The sequence below is a fragment of the Pseudoalteromonas sp. NGC95 genome (genome assembly GCF_015864705.1).
GTDB classification, from domain to species: Bacteria; Pseudomonadota; Gammaproteobacteria; order Enterobacterales; family Alteromonadaceae; genus Pseudoalteromonas; species Pseudoalteromonas arctica.
In genome coordinates, this window is record NZ_JADYWR010000005.1 from 200119 (window position 1) to 212485 (window position 12367).

General features: G+C 40.3%; 14 protein-coding genes. All 14 read right to left on the reverse strand.

Going from position 1 to position 12367, the window contains the following annotated elements; genetic code table 11:
• Positions 1-7: 7 nt before the first annotated feature.
• Entirely contained in the window at positions 8-787 is a 780-nt protein-coding gene (fliR, locus tag I6E70_RS06845) for a flagellar biosynthetic protein FliR (protein WP_007585805.1), read from the reverse strand.
• 2 nt (positions 788-789) lie between these two features.
• Positions 790-1059 (reverse strand): flagellar biosynthesis protein FliQ, encoded by a 270-nt coding sequence (gene fliQ, locus I6E70_RS06850; protein WP_002959325.1) that lies wholly within the window; start codon positions 1057-1059, stop codon positions 790-792.
• 40 nt (positions 1060-1099) lie between these two features.
• A complete protein-coding gene (fliP, locus tag I6E70_RS06855) occupies positions 1100-1840 on the reverse strand; it encodes a flagellar type III secretion system pore protein FliP (RefSeq protein WP_007585804.1) in 741 nt (246 codons plus the stop codon).
• A gap of 4 nt (positions 1841-1844) precedes the next feature.
• Entirely contained in the window at positions 1845-2228 is a 384-nt protein-coding gene (gene fliO / locus I6E70_RS06860; RefSeq protein ID WP_007377952.1) for a flagellar biosynthetic protein FliO, read from the reverse strand.
• Entirely contained in the window at positions 2225-2623 is a 399-nt protein-coding gene (gene fliN, locus I6E70_RS06865) for a flagellar motor switch protein FliN (protein WP_007585803.1), read from the reverse strand. Before fliN ends, fliO begins: the two co-directional genes overlap by 4 nt.
• 20 nt (positions 2624-2643) lie before the next feature.
• Positions 2644-3735, reverse strand: coding sequence for a flagellar motor switch protein FliM (gene fliM, locus I6E70_RS06870; protein WP_024592743.1), 1092 nt, complete (start codon positions 3733-3735; stop codon positions 2644-2646).
• Between the two features lie 9 nt (positions 3736-3744).
• Positions 3745-4272 carry a flagellar basal body-associated protein FliL gene (gene fliL / locus I6E70_RS06875; RefSeq protein ID WP_197188342.1) on the reverse strand — a complete coding sequence of 176 codons (528 nt, stop codon included), beginning with the start codon at positions 4270-4272 and terminating at the stop codon, positions 3745-3747.
• 57 nt (positions 4273-4329) lie between these two features.
• Positions 4330-6456, reverse strand: coding sequence for a flagellar hook-length control protein FliK (locus I6E70_RS06880; protein WP_197188343.1), 2127 nt, complete (start codon positions 6454-6456; stop codon positions 4330-4332).
• A gap of 89 nt (positions 6457-6545) precedes the next feature.
• Complete coding sequence (fliJ, locus tag I6E70_RS06885; protein WP_024589948.1) at positions 6546-6992, reverse strand: flagellar export protein FliJ; 447 nt, start codon at positions 6990-6992, stop codon at positions 6546-6548.
• Positions 6992-8326, reverse strand: a complete 1335-nt coding sequence (gene fliI / locus I6E70_RS06890; RefSeq protein WP_024589949.1) for a flagellar protein export ATPase FliI — start codon at positions 8324-8326, stop codon at positions 6992-6994. The genes fliJ and fliI overlap by 1 nt, the downstream gene beginning before the upstream one ends.
• An 18-nt stretch (positions 8327-8344) precedes the next feature.
• Positions 8345-9151, reverse strand: a complete 807-nt coding sequence (gene fliH, locus I6E70_RS06895) for a flagellar assembly protein FliH (RefSeq protein ID WP_197188344.1) — start codon at positions 9149-9151, stop codon at positions 8345-8347.
• 3 nt (positions 9152-9154) lie between these two features.
• Positions 9155-10195: a flagellar motor switch protein FliG gene (gene fliG, locus I6E70_RS06900; protein ID WP_010553910.1), complete on the reverse strand. Its 1041-nt coding sequence runs from the start codon at positions 10193-10195 to the stop codon at positions 9155-9157.
• On the reverse strand, positions 10188-11903 hold the full coding sequence (fliF, locus tag I6E70_RS06905) for a flagellar basal-body MS-ring/collar protein FliF (RefSeq protein ID WP_007581880.1): 1716 nt from the start codon (positions 11901-11903) through the stop codon (positions 10188-10190). Before fliF ends, fliG begins: the two co-directional genes overlap by 8 nt.
• Positions 11904-11923: 20 nt before the next feature.
• Positions 11924-12256 (reverse strand): flagellar hook-basal body complex protein FliE, encoded by a 333-nt coding sequence (fliE, locus tag I6E70_RS06910; protein WP_007581879.1) that lies wholly within the window; start codon positions 12254-12256, stop codon positions 11924-11926.
• Positions 12257-12367: the final 111 nt, after the last annotated feature.

Sequence of the window (12367 nt, forward strand, 5' to 3'; positions counted from 1 at the left end):
CTTTCTCCTAAGGTGAGCAACCAACTAAAGTACACATTAGCTCAACCATTTTTAACCATTGAAACTCAAACTGAGTAACAAAGTTACCTAGTGTCGCCCAAATAATAATAAGCCCCGCTACCAAGGTAAACGGAAAACCAATAGAGAAAATATTTAATTGCGGTGCTGCACGCGTCATAATACCAAACGACATATTAATAACGAGCATCGCGGTAAGCGGTGCAAGTGAGAGTACAAGTGCTGTAGTAAACATCCAGCCGCCCCAAGTCACTATGTCCCAGTAATGATCTACAGACCACCATGTGCCATCAATGGGTAGCACTTGAAAACTATGCACCACCATTTGAATCATCATTAAATGACCGTTAAAAGCAAAAAATAATAGGGTGGCCAAAATAAGAAAAAACTGGCCTACAGCAGGCACACTCGCACCATTAGAAGGGTCAATAACCGAAGCAAAACCTAAACCGGTTTGCATCGCGAGTATTTGCCCTGCTAACACAAAAGTATTTAATAAAAGTATAGATGCAAAACCAATAGCAACACCAATCAGCATTTGTTGAATAACGACTAAAATCATCTCAAACGAAAATAAATTAGTGAATGTAGCTGGGGGCAGAACAGGAACTACAACAAAAGTTACAACAACCGATAAACCCATTTTTATACGTGTAGGAACATTTTTAGCCCCCAAACCAGCCATAATCATAATCATTGAGCTAATGCGTACCAGCGGCAACAAAAAATCGCTCAACCATTGAATAACGACAGCAAAGGGGTATTCCACGTTTAACCTGCAATTTCAGGAATAAGTAATACTAGGCGAGTAAAAAAGTCCATTAGTTCTTGAGTAAGCCAATGCCCACCCACAATAAGCGCACTAATGGTAATTAATAAACGAGGTAAAAAGCTCAATGTTTGTTCATTGATAGACGTTGCAGCCTGAAACACGGCAACAACTAAACCAATAATTAAGCCTGGGACTACAATTGCAGACACCAGCTTAATAACTAAAAAAAGAGCGTCACTTAGGATATCAACAAAAATTTCCGGTTCCATGTTGTACTCCTATTGTTGGGTCATGTTAATGCTTTGCATACTAAGTCCCTAAACCAAAGCTTTTGGCTAAGGTACCCATCACTAAGCTCCAGCCGTCTACAAGTACAAATAACATAATTTTAAACGGTAAGGACACAATCATGGGTGAAAGCATCATCATACCCATCGCCATTAATACCGAGGCGACCACTAAATCAACAATTAAAAATGGGATAAAAAACATAAACCCTATTATAAATGCGGTTTGCAATTCGCTGGTTACAAAGGCGGGTATAAGCACTATTAACGGTGTATCTTGTGGCGAATCAAGCTGATCGTAACCGGCAATTTTAGCAAACGTTTCTAAATCTTTTAAACGCACTTGCGAAAGCATAAAGGCTTTCATTGGTTCTTTAGCAAGCTCTAAAGCTTGTACTGAAGTAACCTGCTCATTTAAGTAAGGCTCTATAGCTCGCTCGTTTACCTGCTGATAAATAGGCGACATTATAAAAATACTTAAAAAAAGCGACATCCCTAATAACACTTGATTTGACGGTGTTTGCTGCAAACCAATTGCTTGGCGCAAAATGGCGAGTACAACAATTATTCGTGTAAAGGAAGTCATCATAATTATGGCAGCCGGTATAAAACTCAGCGCCGTCATAATTGCTAAAACTTGTAACGTTACTGAGTAATCCTGTGTGCCATCAGCGTTTGTTGTAATAGTAAGCGCATCAATTCCTTCTGCGCTTACACTTGGTACAAACACCATGGCAAAAATAATAAGCAGCCACTTTGTCATAGGTTTAATTCTTTTTATTTTGGTTTGATTGCGGGTTTAAAAGTTTACCAAATCGTTTAGCGAGTTCAGGTAGTTCTTTTTCACTTAATGGGGTTTCTAACTTGTGTAAGTAATTAATACTGTGGGGAGTTACACCAAGTAAATGCTGAGCATTATCTATCTCAACAACCATTAAACGCTCGCGAGAACCCAAAGGTAGACTTCTGACTACTTTAAATTCATCGCTGTTTGCTAAATTTGGATTAAGCTTTTTAACAAAAAATGCCAGCACAATAATTAGTACTAGCACCATTACAAGCGACAGCACCATAGAGAGTATATCTCCAGTTGGTGTTGCCACATCTGCTTTTGAAAAAACGGAACTCGTTAAAGCAACTAATAAGCTCATCGTAGTTTTTTGATCCGCTCTACTTGACTTATCACGTCAGTTAAGCGAATACCAAACTTGTCGTTTACTACAACTACTTCACCATGGGCTATCAAAGTACCATTAACTAGCACGTCTAGCGGCTCGCCCGCAACACGGTCAAGCTCAACAACAGAGCCTTGGTTAAGTTGCAATAAGTTACGAATATTAATTTTAGAGCGTCCTACTTCCATTGAAATAGTAACGGGGATATCTAAAATAGTGTCGAGTTTTCGTTTTTCATCGCCACTCATTTCGTGTTTTGAATCACTTAACTCATCAAGCTCTGCAACATGTGCTTCGCTACTATCATCTGGAGCTTCGGCTTCTGCTAATGCTGCTGCCCATTCATCCATTGTGTCTTGATCATCGCTCATACTTTTAACCTTTTAATCAATTACCAGTCTAAGTCTACACCGTCAGAGAGGTGTAAATCATCTTCTAGTTCTGCTAATTCTGCATCTGAGTCAATTTTCTTGCCGCCTTTGGTAAATACATGCAGCTCAGATTTAACTGAATCAGGTCGTTTAATCTTTTCACTAATTTGAAGCGCAACATTATCGCGAGAGCGACCCATTTTAGCTCTAAATGTAGGTAGTTCTTCAACAAACACGGTTATATGCTCAGGCATTTCAACCGGAATAATATCACCGGCTTTGAGTTCCATAATTTGTTTTAAGGTTAAATCAACTTCAAGTAACTGAGTTGATATTTCAACCTCTACATCCATTATTTCGTCGCGAAGCGCTTTGCTCCAACGTAAATCAGTATCTTCAGTATCAGACTGAACACCCGCATCTAACAGCTCTCGAATTGGCTCAAGCATTGAATACGGAAGTGCAATATGAAAATCGCCACCGCCGCCATCGAGCTCAATATGGAAAGAACTAATAACCACAACCTCAGTTGGGCTTACAATATTAGCCATAGCTGGGTTTACTTCAGAATCGAGATATTCAAACGATACATCCATAACCGGTGCCCAAGCTTCTTTATAATCTTCAAAGATTATTTTAAGGAGCATTTGTACAATTCGGCGCTCTGTTGGGGTAAATTCTCGGCCTTCTATTTTTGCATGATAACGCCCGTCACCACCAAAAAAGTTATCTACCAAAATAAACACAAGTCGTGCTTCCATGGTAATCAGGCCAGTGCCTTTTAAAGGTCTAAAACGCACCATATTTAAGCTGGTTGGAACAAATAAAGTATGAATATACTCGCCAAACTTAATCATTTGCACGCCGTTAATAGACACCTCTGCGGTGCGGCGCATCATGTTAAATAGGCTAATTCGCATATGACGAGCAAAGCGTTCATTAACAATTTCCAGCGTCGGCATACGACCACGCACGATCCGATCTTGCGAAGAAAAATCGTACTGAAGCGTACCTCCCCCGCCATCTTCACCGTCGTGTATATCTTCCTCTTCAACGTCATCAACGCCATGTAATAGCGCATCAATTTCGTCTTGGGATAATAAATCGCTCACGCTAACCCCTTATTGCATTACAAAGCCGGTAAACAATACCCGCTCAATTACTTTGCTGCCTTCAACATCCATTAAAGCTTCCTGTACCTTTTCAAGTGCAGAAAAACGAAGTGTTTCTTTGCCCGTACTCGTACTTAACTCATCGGCTGTTGTAGTAGAAAACACACTTAATAGCGTACCTTCTATTAATGGAATGTGTTTTTTAGCTGTTTCTTCATTTACTTCGCCACGTACCAGTAACTGCACTTTAATTTGCACAATCCTGTCGCGACTTGAGCCAGGCACGTTAAATACAAATGGGCGTGGCATTGACACATATAAAGCACTGCCTATTTCAGCTGAATCACCAAATCCGGTTGACAGTTCTGCAGAGATTCCCGCTTCTTCATCTAAGGTTTCAACTGGCGCATCCGAACCCGACATAAAAAAGTAACCCGCAGCACCGCCTGCAATAAGTAGTACAGCTACTATGATTATTATTAGTTTCTTTTTACTTTTACCGGTTTCTTCAATTTCTAAACTTGTTTCTTCAGCCATCATGATTCCTTTAGTCGCAAAGGTACTTGCTTGTTTTAGTTATTATAATAGCAGTACTTAGGCATAGTAATCTATTGATGATGAAGTTTGTTGTCGAGAACTTTGGGCAGTGTTATTTGCTTGCTCGTCGTTTTCATCATTAACTGACTTATTATTAGCCAAATTACCTTGGGCTCCACTCTCACTTTGCTCAGCAGTTTCACCACCTGATTGGCCATAAGAAATAGTGTTTTCACCAAGCTCTAATCCTTGTTGCGCTAGCATTTCACGTAAGCGCGGCATTGATTGTTCAAGTGCTTCTTTGGCTTGCTGGTTTTGTACTACAAAGTTTATATGTGCTTGTTCTGCATCGCTACGAATACGTATTTGCATACTGCCCATTTCGGGAGGATCTAGGCGAATTTCTGCTTCTTTGTTATTAATGCTCAGCATTGAGCTAACGCGCTCTTGCAGTAATTTAGCTGCATCACTTTTAACAATATTAATTGCCTGCATTACACCAGGATCAATACTTACTTGCTTAACTCGCGATGTACTTTGTGATTGTTGAGTTTGTATTATTTGGGTATCAAGTAAGTTCTGCTCGTAATTTAATGAGTCGTATTGGCTTAATGTGCTCACTTGCTGAGTATTTAAAGCAGCTGTAATTTGCGTAAATACTTGTGCTACGCGTACAGGGGTTTGTTCTGCAGTTATTTTTTTAAGGCCATCTTTTTGTAATTCTTCAAGTGATTTTAATAAATCATCACTCTTAGTTGAGGTTGTTACGGCTTTATTTAAATCAGCCCTTTCGTTTGTCGATGTCTTTAAGCTTAACTTTTGTGGATTATATACTGTATTAGGAGTTTCTGACGCTACAAACGTTTTTGAGTCTGATTTAGCTGTGTCGGCAAGTCCTATTTCAATTGAAGCTTTTAATTCATTAACTGTTTGCTTAAGCACTGCCAATTGCTCGCCTTTAGGCTGCTCTGTTTTAATATAAGCGTTTAATTGCGTTAATAAGCTTTGTTTTTCAGTTGTATTAAGTGAATTGATTTCTGCGCTAAAAGAGTGTTTAGCTACGCTACCCTGTGCTTCTTCATTATCAGTAATAAATTGCGCAAACATTTGCTTAAGATTTGAAGTGCTACTAGTTGCGTTACTTGTTGAATCAGTATTTTCTAATACTTTAACTTGCGCGTTAAGTTGTGAGCGCTGCTCAGGTGTTAAACTAGCAATAACATTATTAGCTTTAATTAAGCTTGCATCTTTAGCCATTAACGTATCTATTGCTGCGCCTTTTTCAATCTCAGATGTCTGTGAACTTACTTGTATCGCTTCTGATTCAGTTAAAGGAGGTGTCTCTACAGATGCAGCTGCTGGCGTAGGTACTGGTGTTGGCAACACTATATTTTTTAAGTTTTTATCAGCGGGTTTCCCTTGAGCTAACTGCTCCTTTAAATCCATTGAAACTAATTCAGCATTATCAACTATGGGCCCAATGCTGTCATCGGGCTTTTTATTTATAGAATTTAATGGCCCTTCAATAGCTTCAGCAACACCACTTTTACGATGCTTGCCTTCATTTAATGGTAACGAATTTAAAGGTGGGGTGCTAAAGTTATCGCTTTTTGAATCAGTTAATTTAGCCGTTTTAGAGTCTACATTAGTTGCAATTGGATTTTGCACTACACTGGCTGTATTCGCTTCTTCAGTCGATACTTCATCACTTATATTAGTGGATGCAATTATTGGTGTGCTTTGTAATTCTGTATTCTCTATTTCCGTGTTTTCTATTTCGGTATTCTCTGCTTGTGTAGCTTCTAGCTCTGCATTTTCTGATTCTGAACTGTTAGTTGCATCGGACGGCTTATTGACCGAAGTGCTCATTGCTTGTGCTGAATTAATTTGATCAAGCATCTCAACAGACACAAAAGTAACTTCGTCAGTTATTACTTCATCTAGCTTTACGCTCAGATTTTCATTTTCTTCTGGCTGTTTATGCTTAGGTATGGCAATAGAGTTTTCGGCATCGGGATTTTTATTGCCTTTAAGCAAAGGCTCCATAGAGTTATGCGCTTCGTTTAGCTGACTTAAAAATTCATCGCCTAAATTTTCTTCGCCATTAGCTAAGCTATTGTCTTTAAAAGCTAACAGTGAATCTTTTTCAGAAGAAACTAAAAACGAAATGTTATTCATCGCCATAAATCACCTAATACCATTACGGCAATATGCCACCGCATACCGCCAAAAGTTGAATTCCACTAAGTAACAAAGCAATTAACGTGCCTGAATTACAAAGCTTTACGACGTTGAAAAAACTGATTAGCTGAAAATTCATCTAACATTTTTTGCTCATTTTTTGCCATTAACGCATTTGCTTTAAGTTTTTGATTTTCGATTAATTTGGCAACTGCTTTAGCTTTAATTTGCTGCTTAAGCCATAGAGTTTTGCGTTGAGTAACAACTTGCTTAGCGGTATTTACGGTACTTGCTTGTTGGCGAATTGCCTCTTCAATTTTAGCTATAAAAGCATGGTACTGACCAAACCCTGCACTAGATAAACCCGACTTACCTTTTAGGTGTAACTGCTGAGAGTATTCAAGTCTAAAATTGTTTAAACCTTGTAACTTTTGTTGATTCGATTGCAAGTTTTGATTAGCTTGTAAGTAACTCATGCGCAAATTTTCTTCTTTATCATTTTCAATTTTGAGCAATAAATCGAGTTTGTTTTTAGCCATTATGCTTGTCCTAGTAACTGAGCAAGACCTTGCAGACCATCATCGTAACTAATGACATCTCGCATACCTTGTTGTAAAAATGCATTTACTCTTGGCATCATATTTATAGCTTGGTCGAGCATTTGATCGGTCCCTTTTTGATAAGCGCCTAACGTAATCATGTCTTTGTTTTGTTGATACATTGAATACACTTGTTTAAGCACTCGGGCTTGTTGCATATGCGGCTCAGAAACAACTTGAGGCATAACACGCGAAATCGACTTTTCAATATCTATAGCGGGATAGTGCCCACTGTCAGCTAAATCACGCGATAGTACAATGTGGCCATCTAATATAGCTCGCGCTGCATCAGCAATAGGATCTTGCATATCATCGCCTTCACTCAACACCGTAAAAAAGCCAGTAATTGAACCTTGCCCTTCACCGCCATTACCAGCACGCTCCACCAGCGCAGGTAATTTAGCAAACACCGAAGGCGGATAACCCTTTGTAGCGGGCGGCTCGCCAACAGCAAGTGCAATTTCACGTTGCGCCATTGCATAACGCGTTACCGAATCGAGTAACAATAATACGTTTAAACCCTGATCTCTAAAATACTCTGCAATAGTTACGGCGCTCTCACAGCCTTTTAAACGCATAAGTGGTGATGAATCAGCAGGCGCTGCGACAACAACTGAGCGTTTGCGCCCTTCTACACCGAGTATTTCTTCAATAAACTCTTTTACTTCGCGGCCACGCTCCCCCACTAAGCCAACAACAATGACATCGGCTTCGCTACCTCGGGTCATCATACCGAGAAGTACTGATTTACCCACACCAGAGCCTGCAAACAAGCCCATACGCTGGCCTTGCCCTACTGTGATAACCGAGTTAATAGCACGCACACCTACATCCATAGGCTTAGTGATTGGTCTTCTTGAAAGCGGGTTTATAGTATTTTGCGCAAACTTTAAGTGATGCTCAGCATTAATTTTACCAAGGCCATCTAGCGGTCGCCCTAAACCATCCACCACGCGGCCTAATAAACTCATCCCTACAGGTAAACCTAAATTATTTACTTGAGGAATAACACGCGCACCAGGTAATACACCAGAGATGTGGTCGTTAGGCATTAAGTACAAAGTTTGATCGTTAAAACCGACTATTTCGGCGTCTACAAAGCCGTTCATAGTTTCTATTTTACATTGGCTACCAACGGGTGCACGTAAACCTCTAGCCTCAAGGGTAAGGCCAACAACACGCGTTAAAATACCTGCCACAGCAGGCGCCGGGGTTTTAATATGTTGTTGATATTGAGATAAGCGTTCGCTTAAAGGTGCACGTTGAGTTGACATAACACGCCAATAAAATAGTTAGATACCACTATTATGCAAAAAACTATCCAACGTTTCTTTGACACGTGTTTTAAGGGTCATGTCGAGTGACGATTTCGCTGTTTTAACTTCACAGCCACCGCGTTCAAGAGTGGGCTCTGCCATTAATTGCCAGTTATTATCAATAATGGTTTGTTCGCCGTAGCTCTCTTTTATGAGTTCTAAATCTTCGGGGTTTAAATGGATTCGTACTTTTTCTTGCTCCGCATTAAGTGAATCAATACTTTGCTTTAAAGTATGTAAAATCACTTCAGGCGATGTTTTTACTTCTTGATAAATAACAGCTTCCGCCAACATGCTAGCAAGTTGTACTAATTGCTTTTCAGCTTGTTCGTCCACTTTATCTAGCGGTGCAGTTAGCCCCTCTAAAATGGCTTTTAAACTTGTTAACTGCTCTTCAATTAATGGTTTTACATCTTCAAGACCTTGTGTTTTACCTTGTTCTAAGCCTTCTTTGTAGCCTGCTTCTTTACCTTCGCCAACGCCTTTTTCAAAGCCGTCTATGTAGCCTTGCTCATGACCTTGTTTAAGGCCTTCTTCGTACGCGTCTTGTCTAATGCGTTCAAGCTCAACCATCGTAAGCGCAGGGAGTTCTGGTTCTTGTGGTTCATCAATAGGCATTTCTTCGGCTAATTCTTTTTTGTACAACTCACTAAGCGGTGTGCCGTAAGCCGTAGAGCGATTGCCAAAGCTACTCTCATCTGGTGCTACATCCGGAATAGCCCAGTTTTTTAATAATTCATCTGCTTCATCAGCCCGAAGTGTGCGTCCTTTGAGTTTGCTCATAATTTACAGGAACTCCTCGCCACCGCCGCCGCCCAGCTGAATTTCACCTGAGTCAGATAAACGACGCGCTGTTGATAAAATCTCTTTTTGCGCCGCTTCTACCTCACTTATACGTACCGGTGCCATTGCTTCTAAATCATCAGCAAGCATTTCGGCTGCACGCTTAGACATATTACCTAGTATTTTATCTTTAAGTGCATCATCAGCACCCTTAATTGCTTTCATTAGTACGTCTTGTTGTACTTCTCGTAGGATTGCTTGAATACCACGGTCTTCAACATCCATTAAGTTTTCAAACACAAACATTAAGTCTTGAATTTGCTGCGACATCTCTTCATCATGCTCACGAATAGAGTCCATTAACTGCCCTTCAACGTTAGTATCAAGGTAATTTAAAATATCTGCTGCAGCCTTCAAACCACCCATTTTAGCAGCTTGCGCACCTGCTTGGCCGGCAAATTGTTTTTCCATTATTTCGTTTAGCTCTTGCAGTGCTGCAGGCTGAACTTCTTCAAGGTTTGCAATCCGCATGGTTAAATCTAAGCGTACTTTTTCAGGAAACTGAGAAATAATTTCAGCTGACTGTTCTGGCTCTAAGTACGATAATACAATAGTTTGAATTTGTGGATGCTCATTGCGAATAATACTAGCGACCTGTTTAGAGTCCATCCATTTTAATGAATCCAAGCCTTTAGCGCCTGAGCCCATAACAATTTGGTCAATAAGGCTAGCGGCTTTGTCTTCACCAAGTGCTGCTGTAAGCGCTTTTTTAATAAAGTCTTCTGACTGAAAACCAATGGTACTAAAGCTTTGAATTTGTTCTATAAACAAATTGTGTACAGCGCTAATCTTAGCTTGTGATAAGTCCTGTAACCCAGCCATCGCCATACCCACTTTTTGCACCTGTTTAGGTTCTAAGTGTTTAAGGATTTGCGCGGCATCTTCTTCTGATAAACTCAAAAGTAATATAGCGGCTTTATCTACCCCATCTAGCTTATCAACATCAAAGGCTGGCGGGAGTTGTTTTTGTTCTTGATCAGTCATCTTCTGTTAACCACGCTTTGACTACTTGTGATGATAGTTCTGGTTCGTTAGCTACAAGGGCACGAATTGCTTTAAGTAAGTCTTCGTCGCCATGTAAATCCGGTAACTGCAGTGTACCATCACTTGAGAAACCAACCGAAGCAGAATCAAAGTCTTTATTTAGCATATCAAGCGTGTTGTCGCCAATATCTACGCCTGAACTTAATGCATCTTCGTCGTATTCTTCTAGTGTATCGTCTGGGTAAATTAAGCGTTTAAGCATTGGTTTTACTACTGCCATTATCAATACAATGATAACTAAGGCGCCTAATACAAGGCGGGCTATTTTCATAAACCAGTCTTGTTCCCACAGTGGCACTTCTATTGCTAAATTTGTTTCTTCACGTACAAACGGCACTGTCACGACTTCAAGTGCATCACCACGTTGCATATCAAAACCTACACCACCTTGTAGTAAGCGACGAATATTTGACAATGCCTCTACCGAGCGTGGAGTCATGGTTGTTTCACCGTTTTCTCCCACTTTAGCGATGTAGTCAACAGCAACTGATACGCTTATTCTACGTATTACACCACTTTGCTGGCGCTTATGAGAAATTGTAGTGTCGAGTTCATAATTACGCGTGGCTTCTTTGTGGCTGCGTGTTGGTGACGTAGCTGTGCCTGCACCACCTTGCCCTGCAACCTCAGGAATGTTCGAGTTTAACGGTGGCTGATTTGTAAGCGCACCTGGAATACCAACAGCTAGGCCGCCAATATTATTTTCTTCAAATGTGGTTTCACTTCTTACCGCTGGTAGGTCTGGGTTATAACGCTTTTGAGTTTCCTCAATCGAGCTAAAGTCCATACTCAAATCAACTTGAGCTGTATAGTTTGCAAGCCCAACAACCGGTATTAAAATACTGTCTATTTTTTCAAGGTACTCTTGTTCGCGCTTACGTTCTAAATCGTATTCTTTACGAGAGCGTGCTGCTAATGAGCTTTGCGAACCTGAATTTAGTAATCGACCATTTTGATCGGTAACAGTAACTCGCATAGGCTCTAAACCCTGTACTGCAGAAGCAATCATATCAACAACAGAATCTACTTCTTCACGGTCAAGTGAGCGACCACGCTTAAGCGTTAATACAACTGTAGCTGATGGTTTTTTCTCTCTGCGGGCAAATACGTTTTCTTTAGGAATGGCTAACAATACTTTAGCACGAGTAATATTATTAAGCTCTTCAATGGTGCGGGCAAGTTGTTGCTCGCGGCCATGTTTTAGGCGTTCGCGCTCTAAGCGTTGGCTTACACCAAAGCCCATATCTTGCATAATTATATCAGAGCCAGATGCAGGGCCTTGCTCTAACCCTTCGCGGGTCATTAACAATTTAATGTTTTGGTATTCGCTTTCATCAACCGATACAACATTGCCATCTAGTTGATATTCAATTTGTTGCGCATCTAAAAAGTCGAGCGTTTGAATCAGCTCTTCAGTTTGCATTTTGCCTAACGGGCGCATATCTGGCTGACGAGCCCAAATAATAATGAAAATCGCGATAGCTAAACAAATAGCCAATGCTATAACCAATGTTACTTGGCGCAATACATCAACACCATTTAAAGCACTTAAGTAGCCTGACTTTTGTTCTTGTTGATCATCACCACCACTTTGGTCAATACCGCCACCAGCAAGTGCTAGGTCTGTAGATTGGTTAGATTGCGCCACAATAATTCTCCACTACCTAATTAAACAGGCATGTTCATGATTTCTTTATAAGCTTCAACAAGTTTATTACGAACCTGTACTGTAGCCTCAAAAGCAACTGACGATTTTTGAGAAGCAATCATCGCTTCAGCAAGCGATACACTTCGATCCCCCATCTCAACTGCTGTTACTTTTTGAGCGGCATCTTGTTGTAATCCATGCACTGAATTTAGTGCATCACTTAGCATGTCGCCAAACTGGGAAGTAGAAGTAGGTTGAACTTGAGTCGGCAATTTATTTATTTGATTATTACGGCCGGCTTCTAAAGCCATTGATTGCATTTCTTGAAATACAGCACTGTTTTGAATTTTCATAATTTATCTCTGACACGCAGTGAACTCTTACAAGTAATAAAGCACAAAGCATGCCAAATAATTAATCATTAAAATACAATAGGTTAACTTTAATTTGTGTTAGTCAGAGTT

Bases quoted from the DNA above. Each gene is read 5' to 3' on its own strand.
- fliQ (WP_002959325.1), bottom strand. From the start codon at position 1,059: ATGGAACCGGAAATTTTTGTTGATATCCTAAGTGACGCTCTTTTTTTA.
- fliP (WP_007585804.1), bottom strand. From the start codon at position 1,840: ATGACAAAGTGGCTGCTTATTATTTTTGCCATGGTGTTTGTACCAAGT.
- fliO (WP_007377952.1), bottom strand. From the start codon at position 2,228: ATGAGCTTATTAGTTGCTTTAACGAGTTCCGTTTTTTCAAAAGCAGAT.
- fliN (WP_007585803.1), bottom strand. From the start codon at position 2,623: ATGAGCGATGATCAAGACACAATGGATGAATGGGCAGCAGCATTAGCA.
- fliL (WP_197188342.1), bottom strand. From the start codon at position 4,272: ATGGCTGAAGAAACAAGTTTAGAAATTGAAGAAACCGGTAAAAGTAAA.
- I6E70_RS06880 (WP_197188343.1), bottom strand. From the start codon at position 6,456: ATGGCGATGAATAACATTTCGTTTTTAGTTTCTTCTGAAAAAGATTCA.
- fliJ (WP_024589948.1), bottom strand. From the start codon at position 6,992: ATGGCTAAAAACAAACTCGATTTATTGCTCAAAATTGAAAATGATAAA.
- fliI (WP_024589949.1), bottom strand. From the start codon at position 8,326: ATGTCAACTCAACGTGCACCTTTAAGCGAACGCTTATCTCAATATCAA.
- fliH (WP_197188344.1), bottom strand. From the start codon at position 9,151: ATGAGCAAACTCAAAGGACGCACACTTCGGGCTGATGAAGCAGATGAA.
- fliG (WP_010553910.1), bottom strand. From the start codon at position 10,195: ATGACTGATCAAGAACAAAAACAACTCCCGCCAGCCTTTGATGTTGAT.
- fliE (WP_007581879.1), bottom strand. From the start codon at position 12,256: ATGAAAATTCAAAACAGTGCTGTATTTCAAGAAATGCAATCAATGGCT.